Genomic DNA, 15700 nt, shown 5'->3' on the forward strand with positions numbered 1-15700 from the left:
AGCGGACCGAAATGCTACGCTATGCCGTCAAAAGACTTGGCTCGCTGGCAATCTCGCTGATTGTGGCGAGCCTTGTCATTTTTGCTTGTATCGAGGTCATCCCTGGCGATCCGGCCTCCTTCATGCTGGGCATCAACGCGCAACCCGACACGGTCGCCGCCTTGCGCGAAGAGCTGGGCTTGAACGCCTCAATCGCCACAAGATACCTGTCATGGGTTACAGGGATGCTGTCGGGTGATTTCGGCACCTCTTACACATACCGCACACCTGTGGCGGAGATCATTGGTGACCGCCTCTGGCTCTCCCTTCCGCTCGCGCTGATTGCGCTAGGCCTGACTGTCCTGATCGCCTTTCCGGTTGGCATCCTTGCCGCCACGAAACGCGGCTCTTGGGCAGATATGTCCGTCATGGGGGCCACGCAATTGGGGATCGCAATCCCCAATTTCTGGTTCGCGATGCTCATGGTGCTGCTTTTCGCGATAAACCTGCGGTGGTTCTCTGCGGGCGGCTTTCCGGGATGGGATAACCCCGTCGCGGCGTTGAAAGCACTCACCCTGCCGTCCATTGCCCTAGCCTTGCCGCAGGCCTCCATCCTCGCGCGTGTGATGCGCTCCGCCCTTTTGGATACATTATCCGAGGACTACATCCGCACTTGCCGCGCAAAGGGTCTAACACAGCGTCAAGCGCTCTGGCGGCATGCTCTGCGCAACGCAATGATCCCCGTGCTGACAATCATTGGCCTGCAATTCTCTTTCCTGTTGGCCGGCGCGATCATCATCGAGAATGTCTTTTACCTCCCGGGGCTCGGGCGGCTGGTCTTTCAGGCCATTTCGCAGCGCGACTTGATTGTGGTGGAAAGCGTCGTCTTCCTGCTGGTCTTCGCCGTCATCGTGGTCAATTTCGCCGTCGATCTGGCCTACGCATGGGTCGATCCCCGTCTAAGGGGCCGCGCATGAGAAACCTGATCGTCGGGCTCGCCCTTACGGCATTATTTGCGCTGGGGGCGTTGGTCTCCTTTCTATGGACGCCCTATGACGTCACCGTCTTGGACATCGCTAACAAGCTGAAAGCCCCGACAGCCACCCACTGGTTCGGCACAGACCACTTCGGGCGCGATATCTTCTCGATGATCATGGTCGGCGCGCGTACGTCTATTGCTGTCGCCGTTGTGGCTGTGGGCATCGGCATGGGGCTGGGTGTGCCACTTGGCCTTGCCGCGGCTGCCCGCAAGGGATCGCTTTTGGACGAGGTCATCATGCGGGGCAACGATCTGATCTTTGCCTTCCCGTCGCTGCTGATAGCCATCCTCATTACCGCAATCTTTGGCCCCTCCGCCGTCAATGCGATCATCGCCATCGGCATCTTCAACATTCCTGTCTTCGCGCGCCTGACACGAGGTGCTGCGCTTTCGCTTTGGACACGCGATTATGTCCTCGCCGCGCGCGTGGCTGGAAAAGGGGCTGTGCGCATCTCGGTCGAACATATTCTCCCCAACGTCGCCAACCTGCTGATCGTGCAGGGCACAATCCAGTTCAGCCTTGGCATTCTGGCCGAAGCGGCTTTGTCCTACGTCGGCTTAGGGGCACAGCCTCCCACGCCATCATGGGGTCGTATGTTGGCTGACGCCCAAACGCTCATCGCATTGGCCCCTCACGTCGCCCTGTTTCCGGGCTTTGCAATTTTGTTCACGGTCTTGGGGCTGAACCTCGCCGGCGATGGGCTTCGGGACGTATTAGACCCTAAATTGAGGGTTCAACGATGACACTCTTGGCCATCGAGAACCTGTCCCTGTCGATCCGCGGCACCCCGATCCTGCGCGACGTGTCTATGACTGTCGGTCCCGGCGAAATCCTTGGGGTCATCGGCGAAAGCGGTTCAGGAAAATCGCTGACAGCTTTCTCGGTCCTGCAGTTGTTGCCCGAGGGTTCCGAGTGCAACGGACGCGTCACCTTGTTGGGCCAAGATATCCTCGCGATGCCGGAAAAAGACCTGTGTTCGATGCGCGGGCGGCAGGTTGGTATGGTGTTCCAGGAACCCATGACGGCGCTGAACCCCGTGCAAACCATCGGCGCACAGGTGGCGGAAACCATCCTGATCCATGAGCCTAACACCTCCAAGGCCGATGCAATGTTGCGCGCCGCACAGGCTCTAACGCGCTGCGAATTGCCTCAAGACAAGTTCCCGCTCGGCCGTTACCCGCATGAGATGTCGGGCGGCCAGCGTCAGCGTGTGGTGATCGCTATGGCCATCGCTTTACAGCCCAAGCTGTTAATCGCAGACGAGCCGACAACAGCGCTTGATGTGACCACACAGGCCGAAATCCTCGACTTGCTCGCGCGGTTGGTGCGTGAAGATGACATGGGCCTGATGCTGATCTCTCACGATTTGGCGGTGGTGACGGACATGGCCCATCGCATTGCAATCATGAAAAACGGCGAGGTCGTCGAAACCGGCGACGCGGACCTTCACCGCACCATGTCACATCCCTACACCAAGGCCCTGTTTGAAGCGTCCGGCCATCAGCCAGACCGTGCGGTTGCGCCCAGCCACGATTTGCTCCTGCAGGTCAAAAACGCGGTCCGCGACTACACTTTACCGCGCAAGACTTTGTTCGGCGCTGCAGGAAAATTCCGCGCGGTGGACGATGTCAGCTTTGAGATCAGGCGCGGCGAAAGCCTTGGTCTTGTTGGCGAAAGCGGATGCGGAAAATCGACCTTAACGCGCGCCATCTTGGGGCTTGAGCCTTTGCAAGGCGGCTCGATCCTGCTGGACGGGCAACCCGTCGGCCCAACCGTGCGACGCAAGATGCAGGTGGTGTTCCAAGACCCCTATGGCAGCTTCAATCCGCGCCACAAGGTCGCCCGCTTGGTGGCAGAGCCGTTCCACTTGCTTGGCCGCAAAGCCACCCCCGCCGAGCTTGACGAAGCCTTGATCTCGGTCGGTCTGACACCTGCCGACAAAGACAAATACATCCACGAGTTTTCTGGCGGTCAGCGGCAGCGCATCGCCATCGCGCGAGCACTTATGATCAAGCCAGAGCTGATCGTTCTGGACGAGGCAGTGTCTGCCCTTGATGTCTCTATCCGGGCGCAAATTCTCGATCTTCTCGCAGATTTGTCCGACGAGTTCGGACTGACCTACCTATTCATCTCGCATGATCTGTCGGTCGTGCGGGCGATTACCGATCGTTGCTTGGTGATGAAAGCCGGAAAAATTGTGGAGGAGGGTGAAACTGAACACTTGTTCACAACCCCGTCCCATCCCTACACTCAAACTCTGATCGCAGCCGCCCCACAGCTTCCCGGCGCATAGAAAGGCCATCGCATGAGCACCCAAGACCTTTGGTTCGACCCGTCCCTTTGCTTTATCGGCGGCGCGTGGGTCAATCCTGACGCGGGGCAGACCCTTGATCTTGGCAACCCATCGAACGGTCAGGTCATCTGCCAGATCGCGCGCGGCCAGCAGGCCGATATCGACCACGCTGTCGCCGCCGCGCAAGACGCCTTGCACGGGCCGTGGGCGCGGATGACCGCGCCCGAACGCGGGCGCATCCTTGCCAGGATTGGCCTTCTGGTTCTCGAAAACGCTGACACTTTGGCCCGGCTTGAGGCGATGGATGTCGGCAAGCCGCTTAAGCAGGCCAAGGCCGATGCCCTCGCACTTGCCCGCTACATGGAATTCTACGGCGGGGCCGCTGACAAACTTCATGGCCACACGATCCCCTATCTGGACGGGTATACGGTCTACACCCTGCGCGAACCGCACGGCGTTACTGGCCACATCATCCCGTGGAACTACCCGATGCAAATCATCGGTCGCTCTGTCGGGGCCGCCTTAGCAATGGGCAACGCCGCCGTTCTGAAACCCGCGGAAGAAGCCTGCCTGACTGCATTGGCCTTTGCCGACCTCGCGCGGCAGGCCGGCTTGCCCGAAGGGGTACTGAACGTTGTGCCCGGATTGGGTGCCGAGGCCGGAGCCGCGCTGGCGGGCCATTCAGGCGTCAATCACGTCTCTTTCACTGGCTCGGTCGGGGTCGGCAAGCTGATCCAGCGCCAAGCGTCGGAACACATCGTCCCCGTCACGTTGGAGCTTGGCGGTAAGTCCCCGCAACTGGTGTTCGACGATGCTGACATTGACGCGGCGCTGCCGTTCCTTGTGAACGCAGGCGTGCAGAATGCGGGCCAGACTTGTTCCGCCTCCTCGCGCATCCTTGTGCAGCGCGGCGTGTTTGACGAGGTGCTTGACCGCATGGCCGCCCGCTATGGCGAATTGCAAGTCGGCCCCGCCATGGATGATCTGGACGTCGGGCCGCTTATTTCCGCCCGCCAGAAAGAGATCGTCGAAGGCTTCCTTGCCCAAGGCGCCTCGCTTGAGAAAGCCGCACAAGGCCAGATCATTGGCAATGCCCCCGCCGAGGGTCACTACGTGGCCCCAACGCTGTTTGCAGGCGTCAGCCCCGGCCACATTCTGGCCCAAGAGGAAATCTTTGGGCCCGTTCAGGTCGTGATCCCTTTCGACGACGAGGCAGAAGCCCTTTCGATCGCCAATGGAACCCAGTTCGGGCTTGTGGCCTCTGTCTGGTCACGCGACGGCGCGCGGCAAATGCGGCTGGCGAAGGCGCTACGCTCTGGGCAAGTCTTCCTCAACAACTACGGCGCAGGCGGCGGGGTGGAGCTTCCCTTTGGCGGCACCGGCCTGTCCGGCCACGGGCGCGAAAAAGGGTTCGAGGCGCTATACGGCTTTTCCACCCTGAAAACTGTCGCGGCATTGCATGGATGATCTCAGGATCATCCAGCTTGATGCAGATGCCGATTTCGCGCGCGTCAGTGACCTGTGCGACCGCGCCGCTGACTACGTGATGCTTGAAGAAGGCAATCCGCCGAACGAGGCCTATGTGCACAAAACGCTGACGGATGCGCCGCCAGTCTGTGGCCCCGAAGATATTTTTCTGCGCGGGGTGGAGCGCCCCGACGGGACGCTCGCAGGCATTGCCACCTCGATCCGTCACGTCTACCAGCCCGGCGAATGGTACATGGGCCTATTGATGCTGGACCCCGCCGAACGAGGCACGGGCCTTGGTCGAAAAGTGGCACAGCACGTCATCGCCGAAGCGCGCGCCGACGGGGCTCCGTGCATCCGCATCGCGGTTCTTGATGCCAACCCGCGAGGACGAAAATTCTGGGAAAGCCTTGGCTATTGCCATGAGAAATCCGTGCAGGGTGACGATCACCTGCGCCACGTTTTGAAACTTGATTTGAAGGAAACGACAAATGCGTCTTGAGCGAAAAGTAGCGATCATCACCGGCGGCGCCTCGGGTTTCGGAGCGGGCATTGCGCGCAAATTCGTGGCTGAGGGCGCGAAGGTCATGATTGCAGACCTGAACATGGACATGGCCACGGACTTGGTGGCAGAGCTTGGCGACGCCGCGCAGGCGGTCGAGGCGAACGTAGCACAAGACGCCAGCGTCAAGGCGATGGTCGATGCCACACTCGACGCGTTCGGGCGCGTGGATATCCTGATCAACAACGCAGGCACCACCCACCTTCCGACCTTGATGGAAGATGTCAGCGATGAAGACTTTGACAGGGTCTTTGCGGTGAATTGCAAGTCGGTCTACCTCACCGCCAAGCACATCGTGCCGCTGCTCAAAAAACAGGGGTCGGGCTGCATCTTGAATGTGGCCTCCACCGCTGGCGTCAGCCCGCGCCCGCGCCTGAACTGGTACAACGCTTCCAAGGGCTGGATGAACACCGCGACCAAGGCCATGGCGGTGGAGCTTGCCCCCGAGGGTGTCCGCGTGAACGCCATCAACCCAGTCGCGGGGGAAACGCCTCTGCTCAAGAGCTTCATGGGCGAAGACACACCTGAGGTGCGCGCCAAGTTCCTGTCCACCATCCCCTTGGGCCGGTTCTCAACGCCGGAAGATATGGCAAACGCTGCGTGCTTCTTGTGCTCGGACGAGGCGTCGATGGTCACGGGTGTCTGCATGGAAGTCGACGGCGGGCGGTGCATCTGATGCGTACAGGGCCGCGCAACTTGATCACGGACGTGGCCGGCCTGAAGGTTGGAAACGCACAAGATGACACGCTTAAATCCGGCGTGACGGTTTTGACAGCCGACGCCCCCTTGATGGCGTCTGTTCACGTGATGGGCGGCGCACCCGGCACGCGGGAAACCGATCTGCTCGACCCTGACAAATCCGTGGAAGGGGTGGATGCGCTGGTTTTGTCCGGTGGGTCTGCCTTTGGGCTCGACGCTGCCTCCGGCGTGGTCTCTGGCCTGCGGGAACAAGGGCGGGGTTTTGCTGTTGGCGATGTGCGCGTGCCCATTGTTCCCGCCGCGATCATTTTTGATCTGCTCAATGGCGGCCGCAAGGACTGGGACGAAAACCCTTACGCTGCGCTCGGCCGTGCGGCGTTAGATGACGCCGCCGAGGATTTTGATTTGGGCTCTATCGGGGCCGGAACCGGTGCTACATCTGCCACCTTCAAGGGCGGCCTCGGCTCTGCCTCTGTGGTGCTGCCGGATGGCGTCACAGTTGGTGCCTTGGTGGCCGTGAACCCGATTGGAACAGTCGTGACACCCGCAGGTAAATTCTGGGCCGCGCAATCCGAATTTGACGCGGAATTCGGCGGTCTTGGCGGTGATCCGGCATCCTACGGCGCGGTAAGGTTGCCACTGAAGACTGACGCGGGCGAGGGGGCCAACACAACCATCGCCATCGTCGCGACCGACGCAAAACTGACCAAGCCGCAGGCTAAGCGCATGGCCGTCGCAGCGCATGACGGAATGGCGCGTGCGATAGTGCCGTCACACACCCCGATGGATGGGGACCTAGTTTTCGCGGTGTCAGCCGGACAAAAAACAGGCGACCCGCTGATGATCGGTCACGCCGCCGCCACTTGTCTTGCCCGCGCCATAGCCCGTGCGGTCTTTGAGGCGACCCCCGCAAAGGGGGACCCGCTGCCGTGCTTCAAAGCAAAAACATAACCGCTTTTCCAGCCGTCGATTTTCGTGCCACTATGCCGGTCCAAGCTTTTCAAGGATGACAACATGACCAAGGGCGCTGCTCTATTCGACCTCACAGGCAAGCGCGCACTTGTCACCGGCTCGTCACAGGGCATCGGCTACGCCTTGGCTCAAGGCCTGAAGGATGCAGGAGCCGATATCGTGTTGAACGGTCGCGATGCAACGAAGCTCGCCGCCGCTGCCGCCGCCCTCGATACCCCGCACACGCTGGCATTCGATGCAACGGACCACGAGGCGGTACGCAAAGCCGTGGACGAGTTCGAGGCCAACACTGGGCCCATCGACATCCTGATCAACAACGCGGGTATGCAGCACCGCACAGAGCTGGAGAATTTCCCCGCGGACGCATTTGAAAAACTCCTGCAAACCAACATCGCGTCAGTCTTCCATGTCGGCCAAGCTGTGGCCCGCCATATGATCAAGCGAGGCGCGGGCAAGATCATCAACATCGCCTCGGTGCAAACGGCTCTGGCCCGCCCCGGTATCGCGCCTTACACGGCAACCAAAGGGGCGGTTGGCAACCTGACCAAGGGGATGGCGACCGATTGGGCGAAGCATGGGCTACAATGCAATGCAATCGCGCCGGGCTATTTTGACACGCCGCTGAACGCGGCGCTGGTGGCGGATGCCGACTTTTCCGCTTGGCTCGAGAAACGCACCCCAGCGGGGCGGTGGGGCAATGTCGATGAGCTGGTCGGCGCGGCAGTCTTCCTGTCCTCGCCTGCGTCCAGCTTTGTGAACGGACATATCCTCTATGTCGATGGCGGCATTACGGCCTCGCTCTAAATGTTGAAAGCCATCGTCATGGGCGTCGCCGGGTCCGGCAAATCATCGGTTGGACATGCCGTGGCGGAGGCCTTGGGCGCAGTCTATTTCGACGGTGACGATCTTCATCCCCAAAGCAATATCGATAAGATGGCCGCTGGCACGCCGCTGGACGATTCTGATCGCGCGCCTTGGCTTGATCGGGTCGGTGCCGCATTGGCAGAGGCGGACGGGCCAACCCTGATCGGCTGCTCCGCTCTCAAGCTGTCTTACCGTGATCGCATTCGCGCGGTCTGCCCTGAAACACGGTTTGCCCACCTTGCCGGAACGCGAGAGGTGATCGAGGCTCGCATGTCGGCGCGAACCGGCCACTTCATGCCAGTGAGCTTGCTCGACAGCCAGTTCGCAACGCTGGAGCCTTTGCAGCCTCAAGAGGATGGCTTCGCGGTCGACATTGCGCAGGAATTCGAGGACGTCGTCGGTGAGATGGTCGAACGCCTTTCCCCTCAAGTGCGATAGCAAGAAACGGCTCTTTAACTCACGCCTTCCCCCCGACGCAGCGCTCGGCTACACATGGGCTATGACGTGGAATATTCCCAATATCCTGACGCTTCTGCGTCTTTTGGCGGCCCCGGGCGTGGCCATCATGTTTTTGTATTTCCAGCGCCCCTGGGCGGATTGGTTTGCGCTGATCCTGTTTGTCGTCGCCGCACTGACGGACTGGATCGACGGCTATCTTGCCCGCGCGTGGAAACAGGAAAGCAAATTCGGCGCGATGCTGGACCCGATCGCTGACAAAGCGATGGTGATTATCGCGCTTCTGGTTATCACTGGCTTTTCGGGGATGAACCCTTGGGTGCTGCTGCCCTCGACCCTGATCATGTTTCGCGAGGTGTTCGTCTCTGGGCTGCGCGAATTCTTGGGAGACACCGCAGGTCTACTCAAGGTTACAAATCTGGCTAAGTGGAAAACCACAGCGCAGATGACCGCGATCGCAGTGCTCTTTGCGACAGGGCTGTTCCAGCACGAATTCCTCGACCGCACCTCGGGGATGGACAACGAAACGCTAAATGCGATCATGTCCGGCGCGTCGGAAGATCCGCTTGGCCTGACATGGTTCGCCGGCGCCGCCAACGCGACATTTAAAATCGGGGTTGTGTTGCTTTGGGCCGCGGCGCTCCTGACCTTGATCACCGGCGGTGACTACCTGCGCAAGGCAATGCCTTTCCTGCGCGAGGAGAACAAGAAATGATCAACGTGCTCTACTTTGCGTGGGTGCGGGAACGTATTGGCCTGCCTAAAGAGCAGGTGGAAACCACTGCCGCCACCGTGATGGATCTGGTGGAGCAACTACGCACCCGCGAAGAACGCTACGCCTTGGCGTTTTCCGATCTGTCAGCGTTACGCGTCGCCTTGGATCAAGACCTGTCTGATTTCGATGCGTCGCTCGATGGCGTTCGCGAGGTTGCGTTCTTCCCTCCAATGACTGGCGGATAACGCCATGCGCGTTGTTGTCCAAGAGGCCCCGTTCGATCCAGGCGCCGAGCTGAACGCCTTCGCCAAGGGCGATACTGATATCGGCGCGGTCGTCAGCTTCACGGGCGTGACACGCGATGTCTCTGGTGGACTGAGCCGGATGTTGATCGAACACTACCCCGGCATGACCGAGCGCGCCCTGACCCAAATCTGTGAAGATGCTCAAAAGCGCTGGAGCTTGGCCGACATCTTGGTGATCCACCGCTTCGGCACGATGGAAGCGGGCGACAACATCATGATGGTCGCCACCGCGTCTCGACATCGTGCGGACGCCTTTGCCGCGGCCGATTTTCTGATGGATTACCTCAAGTCCCGCGCGCCCTTCTGGAAGAAGGAAATCAGCGCGGATGGTTCAGATTGGGTGGATGCAAAAGACAGTGACGAGGACGCGTTGGACCGCTGGTCCTAGGCCCGAACGCTTACTGGCCTTGATTGACGCGTTCGATATACCCGCGCAACTCTTCCGCCTCGTGCCGCGCGTCGCGTAACCCGTCCATCGCCGCCCGAAGCTCTGCTTCCGTTTGTGACAATTGGTTGGTCAGCTCTGCCTCGCGCTGCTGCAGGTAGGTGATCGCTTGATCGCGGGTTTCTTCCGCGTCGTGCAGCGCTTTGGCCATCTCGTCCAACTCCGCCACATCAGCCGTAGTGACACGGCTGAACCGCTGCACCAGCCAGCAGGCAAACCAGCCGACGCAGAACGCCAGAAACAGGATAAAGGCGGTGGCGATGATGAATTCTGTTCTATTCACTTGGGGTCTCGGTTTCTGCTTCTGTCGTGGCTTCTGTGTCGCCTGATGCGTCGTCTGTGGCCGCCGCGCGGGCGTCTGTCAACAGCTTGAACTCGATCCTGCGGTTGGCTTCGCGCCCGTCGGCTGTGTCGTTATCCGCGATGGGATCAGCCTCGCCGTAACCCTTGGCGGTGATGTTGCTTGTCAGAACCCGCCGTGACTGAAGCGCGGCGCGGACCGAGTCAGCGCGCTGCTGGCTCAGCGCGGAGTTCATTTCCTCGCGGCCTTGGCTGTCGGTATAGCCACCGATCTCCATTTTCACGCGCTCGCATTGCTTGGCGATCTCCGCGATCCGGTCGATCGTGCGCTTCGTATCTGCTGTGATCTCGGCCGAGGAGGGTTCAAAGGTAATCTTCGCCGCGCTGAGGATGGAGTTGATGCGCGACACGCATTCCTCGGGCGTCGGGATGTTGAGCGTGGTGTCCAGCATCTCGTCATAGCGGACGTTCACGTCAAAATTTTCAGCGTCGCCCAGCTTGTCGGCAAGGGTGCGCGAGATCGTGTCCGACGCGTTCTTGTCGCCGCTGAGGCCGCGAATTTCGACATAGTCTTTCTGCACAACTGCACTACCGCTTTCGAGGGTCGCTAGCGCCTCAAGCGCCGCAAGCACACGCACTGGCCAGCTTTCGGGCAAGTTGGGGTCGTCACGGGTCGCCAGATACACCTTATCACTGCCGAACTGTGCCCGCGCGAAGGAGCCGACGATCTGTTCGATTCCGTCATCTGTCAGGCGGCCGCGCAATTGCACCAGACCTTCAGGGCTGCGGGTGGCGACAAATTCCACAGCCGCTTCCGCACCGGTACCGTCCACAACGACTTTTTCGGGCAGCACGGCATGCATCGAAAACACCTCCGGCAAGGCGGCATCGACTTCGCCCACAACGCGGTCAAACGTGCCTTGGCTGGTGGTGTCCAGCGCGACCAACGTAATGTCCGCATCCGAAAATGTCAGCGAGCCGCCGCCCATGTCTTTCAAGCCCGACATCGCAACTTCAACAGCTTTGGCCCAGTTCGGTGAGGGCACCCCAAGCCCGATTGCACATTCGGGTTTCTCGATTTGGCCGACGCTGCTCGCGGCGCGGAGAATACGCGATTTGGCGTCTTCGGTATCCGCAGAACAGGCGTCAAAGGAGGCATTGCCTTCTGCATCCAATGTGAAGCGCAGGGTAAATGGCGTGATGACGGGGCGTGGGGCGGATATACTGAGCGCCAACCGCACGCCGTTCGGTACGCTGCGGGCCAGTTGCGACTCGATCCGTCGTTTGCTTTCGGGGCTGTCGGATATGGCTGTAATTTCGACCAGATCTGCCGATACTGAAATTTTGGACCGCTCAAGGTCGCGCAACGCCTTAATGGAATAGGCCAAGGCGGCTTCCCAATTCTCAGGGACGGGATAGCTCGCCGTCTCAAGCAGGTCTGTCACGGGTGTGTTGTTGGCGACGTCTGCCAATTGCTCGGCGATACCTTTGCCGTCACCAGTTGGCGGGATAAGTCCGATCAGCGAAATTCCTTCGCCGTTGCGCAGCATTTCGACCGAGAAGCGTGGCGCTTTGATCTGCTCGCGGGCCTTCACATCCATGTTGTCCACGATGCGGTCGGGGTCGATCACGCGGCCAACGGCTGACACGACGCGGAAACGCGTGGCTTCATCAGGGGCCTCGCCGCCCAACGCAACCAGCAGCCCGTCCGTTGTGACCGTGGTCCAGTCGTGCTGACCGTCAATCAGTGTGGAGGTGACAACTTCGCCCGACCGCGCTTCGACCCACCCCGCAGAGAGCCACGCCCCCCCAACAGACAGGGCGGCGGCGGCACAGAAAGCGGCGATTGTCTTTAGTCTCATACGGGTCGTCTACCATTGAAGATGCGGCAAGGCGCATGCACCCTCGTAACGGGCGCGCGTAGGTTGTTCAATCACAGGAAGGCGGCAGCGGCAAGAAACAGCGCAGCAATAAGTCCTGCGTCGCGGTTGGATTGGAAAATCCGTTTGCAGACTTCCCAATCGTCGATGTTCAACCGACGCAGTTGCCAAACCATGTGCCACCCAAAGGCCCAAGCTCCGCAAAGTGCCAGTGTGAGCACCATGACATTGGTGCCCGGCACCAGAGCCACAATAATTGCCAGCGCCATAAGCGAAACGGACGCAACCATGAAAAGCCGGAGCCACCAGACCGAGTTATCGCCGAACAGACGCGCAGTGGACTTGATGCCAATCAGCGCGTCGTCTTCTTTGTCTTGGTGGGCGTAGATGGTGTCATAGAACAGCGTCCAAGCGATGCCCGCAAGATACAAGATCACGGGTGCCGCACTCAACGAACCTGAATGCGCCGTCCACGCCAATAAAGCGCCCCAGTTAAACGCAATGCCAAGGAATACCTGCGGCCACCACGTGAACCGCTTCGCGAACGGATAGATCGCGACCGGCAACAGCGCCAACACGCCAAGTGCAATCGCAGCGATATTGAAGGTCAGCAAGATGCACAGAGAGACCAGCGCCTGCACGGCCATCCAGACCAGCGCGCCAGTCACAGTGACTTGACCCGACGGAAGAGGTCGCGATTTGGTGCGGGCCACTTGCGCATCCAACTTGCGGTCGGAAATGTCATTCCACGTGCACCCCGCACCGCGCATCAAAAACGCACCCAAGGCGCAGCCCACGACAATCCAAAGGTCAAACCAACGCAGTCCAGCCGGGTCCGCCGCCGCCGCCAAAAGCACGCCCCACCAGCACGGCAGCAACAGCAGCCATGTCCCGATAGGGCGATCCGCGCGGCTCAGCCGCAAATAGGGGCGGGCAGCAGCAGGGGCCCATGTGTCGACCCAGTTGTCCTGGACCGCATCAAGCACTTGACCCTCCGGCGTTTGGCCCTCTGGCATTCGGCTTGTCTCGCTCATATGTTCAGCCCCATGGAACGCGCAAAAATCAGGTTGTTTGTAGAGCAGCCATTGGGGCAGGGCAATTCCGTCCCGATGACGCAGCCGCAGGCGAATTATCTTTTCAACGTCATGCGCCTTGGCGTCGGTGACACGGTTGCCTTGTTCAATGGTCAGGATGGTGAATGGACCTGCCGCGTGGTCGACGCCGCCAAGCGGCGCGGCATGGTGGTGTGCGAGGAGCAGACCTTGCCTTTGCAACTTCCCCCCGACCTGTGGCTATTGTTTGCGCCGATCAAGAAGGCCCGCACCGATTTCATCGTCGAGAAGGCGGCCGAGATGGGCGCGGCCAAAGTATTCCCTGTGCAAACCGACTATACAAACTCCGACCGCATCCGGCAGGACAAGCTTCAAGCGCACGCCATCGAGGCCGCCGAGCAATGCGGCGGCACCTATGTCCCAGAAGTCGCGGGCATCCAAAAACTATCCGCGATGCTGGATTCTTGGCCCGAAGACCGCCACCTGCTGTTCTGTGACGAATCCTTGGTCGGGGAGCCTTCGAACCTGTCCGACCTCCCCAAAGGTCCTTGGGCGATTGTCATCGGCCCCGAAGGCGGCTTTTCCGAACGCGAGCGTGACACCCTGCGCACACACTCCAACAGCTATGCCATCAGCCTTGGTCCGCGTATCTTGCGTGCGGATACCGCGGCCGTTGCAGCTCTGGCCCTGTGGCAAACTGCGCATGGGGATTGGGTGTGATCCGCCCCGAAATCCAGGACCTGTTCTGGCGCTATTTCGAGCTACTGATCGGCGTGGCCGTCTCCTTGGTGGGCGTCATGATCTTCAATTTGCACGGTCTGCTGTGGCAGGGGATCGGCGGATTATTCGCCATCGCGGGTGTGGCGATTTCATGGACCGCATGGCGGCGCGCGCAGCTGACGTCGAAAACCCATGATGGCCCCGGTGTGGTCGAAGTGGATGAGCGGCAGATCACCTATTTCGCACCTCTCGGTGGCGGGGCCGTGTCGATCAACGATCTGGCCCGCGTCACTATCCTGACCAACGACCAAGGTCCCTTTGCCGAAGACGTGCATTGGCTGCTGGAGGAGAACGGAGGCAATAGTTTGCTGATCCCGAACTCGGCAGAAGGGGCAGCCCAATTGTTTGATGCTCTGGCGCCTTTGAAGGGTGTGGATTTCGAGGCCGCGATTCGCGCTATGGGATCGACCTCGACTGACAGCTTTGTGATCTGGGCAAAAGACAGGGTTCGCCTGCATTGACATCGCCGGAAATTCCCCGCACCCCTAATCCTTAAACCAGTCTGACGGAGCCTCCGACATGTCCATCCCTCAATCCGGCGGCGGCCTGATCACCGACCATTCCCAACTTGCACAATTGCTGGCTGATGGCTGCAAGCCCAAGGAAGACTGGCGTATCGGCACAGAGCACGAGAAATTTGGCTACTGCCAAGACACGCACAAACCGCTCCCCTACGAGGGCGAACGCTCGATTCATGCAGTCCTATCTGGCTTGCGCGACCGCTTTGGCTGGGCGCCGGTCGAGGAAGGCGGATACCTGATCGGGCTGACCAAAGACGGCGCCAATGTTTCGCTGGAACCCGGTGGCGCGTTGGAGCTGTCGGGCGCTCCGCTGGAAACCGTCCACCAGACCTGTGACGAAGTGAACTCCCATCTGGCGGAAGTGAAGTCCGTTTCCGACGAAATCGGCGTGAAATTTATCGGCCTTGGGGCCGCCCCTGAATGGAGCCATGAGGAAATGCCCCTCATGCCCAAGGGCCGCTACAAGCTGATGAACAACTACATGGAAAAGGTCGGCACCATGGGCACCGCCATGATGCGCCGCACTTGCACCGTGCAAGTGAACCTCGATTTCGGCTCCGAGGCCGACATGGTCCAAAAGATGCGCGTCGCCTTGGCGCTTCAGCCTGTGGCCGTCGCGTTGTTCTCCAACTCGCCGTTCTTCGAAGGCAAGCCAAACGGCCACAAGTCGTGGCGCTCGCGGATCTGGCGCGATCTGGATGCGGACCGCACCGGAATGGTGCCCTTCGTCTTTGATGAGGGCATGGGGTTCGAGGCTTGGGTGCAGTGGGTGCTCGATGTGCCGATGTATTTCGTCTACCGCGACGGCAAGTATATCGACGCGCTGGGCCAGTCCTTCCGCGACTTCCTGAAGGGCGAATTGCCTGCCTTGCCGGGCGAAAAGCCGTTGCTGTCAGATTGGGCCGACCATCTGACAACAGTATTCCCCGAAGCCCGCGTAAAACAGTTCATCGAAATGCGTGGTGCCGATGGCGGCCCTTGGCGCCGCCTGTGCGCTTTGCCAGCGCTGTGGACGGGCTTGTGTTACGACCAGTCGGCCCTTGATGCCGCTTGGGACGTCGCCAAAGGCTGGGATGCCGAAACCCGTGAGGCGTGGCGCGTTGCGGCCTCCGTCGACGGGCTTGCGGCCGAGGTGAATGGCCTGAAAATGATCGACCTCGCCCGCGAAGTTGTGGCGATTTCCGAAAGTGGCCTGAAAGCGCGCGCCAAGCCCGGTGCTGGCGGGCTGGTCCCTGACGAAACTCACTTCCTGAATGCGCTGAAAGAAAGCATCGAGACAGGTCAAACCCCTGCCGACGAGCTGCTGGCCAAGTATCATGGCGAGTGGAACGGTGACCTCAGCCGCATCTACGACGAATACAGCTACTAAG

Annotated in this window: 18 protein-coding genes; 15 read left to right on the forward strand and 3 right to left on the reverse strand. The window is 60.3% G+C overall.

What is annotated here, in order from left to right; all coding sequences use genetic code 11:
* Positions 1-11 precede the first annotated feature (11 nt).
* The 12 genes from BM352_RS04510 to BM352_RS04565 all read left to right on the forward strand — a co-directional run bounded on the left by BM352_RS04510 (position 12) and on the right by BM352_RS04565 (position 9740).
* A complete protein-coding gene (locus BM352_RS04510) occupies positions 12-956 on the forward strand; it encodes an ABC transporter permease (protein WP_090213058.1) in 945 nt (314 codons plus the stop codon).
* Positions 953-1762 (forward strand): ABC transporter permease, encoded by an 810-nt coding sequence (locus tag BM352_RS04515; RefSeq protein WP_090213060.1) that lies wholly within the window; start codon positions 953-955, stop codon positions 1760-1762. Before BM352_RS04510 ends, BM352_RS04515 begins: the two co-directional genes overlap by 4 nt.
* Positions 1759-3312, forward strand: a complete 1554-nt coding sequence (locus BM352_RS04520; RefSeq protein WP_090213063.1) for an ABC transporter ATP-binding protein — start codon at positions 1759-1761, stop codon at positions 3310-3312. The genes BM352_RS04515 and BM352_RS04520 overlap by 4 nt, the downstream gene beginning before the upstream one ends.
* A gap of 12 nt (positions 3313-3324) precedes the next feature.
* Positions 3325-4779, forward strand: coding sequence for an aldehyde dehydrogenase family protein (locus BM352_RS04525; RefSeq protein WP_090213065.1), 1455 nt, complete (start codon positions 3325-3327; stop codon positions 4777-4779).
* Positions 4772-5281, forward strand: coding sequence for a GNAT family N-acetyltransferase (locus BM352_RS04530; RefSeq protein WP_090213067.1), 510 nt, complete (start codon positions 4772-4774; stop codon positions 5279-5281). The genes BM352_RS04525 and BM352_RS04530 overlap by 8 nt, the downstream gene beginning before the upstream one ends.
* On the forward strand, positions 5271-6017 hold the full coding sequence (locus BM352_RS04535; protein ID WP_090213070.1) for an SDR family oxidoreductase: 747 nt from the start codon (positions 5271-5273) through the stop codon (positions 6015-6017). Before BM352_RS04530 ends, BM352_RS04535 begins: the two co-directional genes overlap by 11 nt.
* Positions 6017-6991: a P1 family peptidase gene (locus BM352_RS04540; protein WP_090213072.1), complete on the forward strand. Its 975-nt coding sequence runs from the start codon at positions 6017-6019 to the stop codon at positions 6989-6991. The genes BM352_RS04535 and BM352_RS04540 overlap by 1 nt, the downstream gene beginning before the upstream one ends.
* A 63-nt stretch (positions 6992-7054) precedes the next feature.
* On the forward strand, positions 7055-7816 hold the full coding sequence (locus BM352_RS04545; protein ID WP_090213075.1) for an SDR family oxidoreductase: 762 nt from the start codon (positions 7055-7057) through the stop codon (positions 7814-7816).
* Positions 7817-8314 carry a gluconokinase gene (locus tag BM352_RS04550; protein ID WP_090213077.1) on the forward strand — a complete coding sequence of 166 codons (498 nt, stop codon included), beginning with the start codon at positions 7817-7819 and terminating at the stop codon, positions 8312-8314.
* Between the two features lie 61 nt (positions 8315-8375).
* Positions 8376-9047 (forward strand): CDP-diacylglycerol--glycerol-3-phosphate 3-phosphatidyltransferase, encoded by a 672-nt coding sequence (pgsA, locus tag BM352_RS04555; RefSeq protein ID WP_090213079.1) that lies wholly within the window; start codon positions 8376-8378, stop codon positions 9045-9047.
* Complete coding sequence (gene moaD / locus BM352_RS04560) at positions 9044-9292, forward strand: molybdopterin converting factor subunit 1 (protein WP_090213081.1); 249 nt, start codon at positions 9044-9046, stop codon at positions 9290-9292. The genes pgsA and moaD overlap by 4 nt, the downstream gene beginning before the upstream one ends.
* 4 nt (positions 9293-9296) lie before the next feature.
* On the forward strand, positions 9297-9740 hold the full coding sequence (locus BM352_RS04565; RefSeq protein WP_090213084.1) for a molybdenum cofactor biosynthesis protein MoaE: 444 nt from the start codon (positions 9297-9299) through the stop codon (positions 9738-9740).
* Between the two features lie 10 nt (positions 9741-9750).
* On the opposite strand, the gene BM352_RS04570 is transcribed toward BM352_RS04565, so the two are convergent.
* The 3 genes from BM352_RS04570 to ubiA all read right to left on the reverse strand — a co-directional run bounded on the left by BM352_RS04570 (position 9751) and on the right by ubiA (position 13011).
* Positions 9751-10080 (reverse strand): hypothetical protein, encoded by a 330-nt coding sequence (locus tag BM352_RS04570; RefSeq protein WP_090213086.1) that lies wholly within the window; start codon positions 10078-10080, stop codon positions 9751-9753.
* Positions 10073-11959, reverse strand: coding sequence for an OmpA family protein (locus BM352_RS04575; protein WP_090213089.1), 1887 nt, complete (start codon positions 11957-11959; stop codon positions 10073-10075). The genes BM352_RS04570 and BM352_RS04575 overlap by 8 nt, the downstream gene beginning before the upstream one ends.
* 71 nt (positions 11960-12030) lie before the next feature.
* Positions 12031-13011, reverse strand: a complete 981-nt coding sequence (gene ubiA, locus BM352_RS04580; RefSeq protein ID WP_090213091.1) for a 4-hydroxybenzoate octaprenyltransferase — start codon at positions 13009-13011, stop codon at positions 12031-12033.
* A gap of 12 nt (positions 13012-13023) precedes the next feature.
* On the opposite strand from ubiA, the gene BM352_RS04585 reads away from it, so the two are divergent.
* The 3 genes from BM352_RS04585 to BM352_RS04595 are packed head-to-tail and all read left to right on the forward strand — an operon-like array spanning position 13024 to position 15699.
* Positions 13024-13749, forward strand: a complete 726-nt coding sequence (locus tag BM352_RS04585) for a 16S rRNA (uracil(1498)-N(3))-methyltransferase (RefSeq protein ID WP_090219847.1) — start codon at positions 13024-13026, stop codon at positions 13747-13749.
* A complete protein-coding gene (locus BM352_RS04590) occupies positions 13746-14270 on the forward strand; it encodes a hypothetical protein (RefSeq protein ID WP_090213094.1) in 525 nt (174 codons plus the stop codon). The genes BM352_RS04585 and BM352_RS04590 overlap by 4 nt, the downstream gene beginning before the upstream one ends.
* Positions 14271-14328: 58 nt before the next feature.
* Positions 14329-15699 (forward strand): glutamate--cysteine ligase, encoded by a 1371-nt coding sequence (locus BM352_RS04595; RefSeq protein ID WP_090213097.1) that lies wholly within the window; start codon positions 14329-14331, stop codon positions 15697-15699.
* The last annotated feature ends 1 nt before the right edge of the window (position 15700 follow it).

It is taken from the genome of Litoreibacter janthinus, from assembly GCF_900111945.1.
GTDB lineage: Bacteria > Pseudomonadota > Alphaproteobacteria > Rhodobacterales > Rhodobacteraceae > Litoreibacter > Litoreibacter janthinus.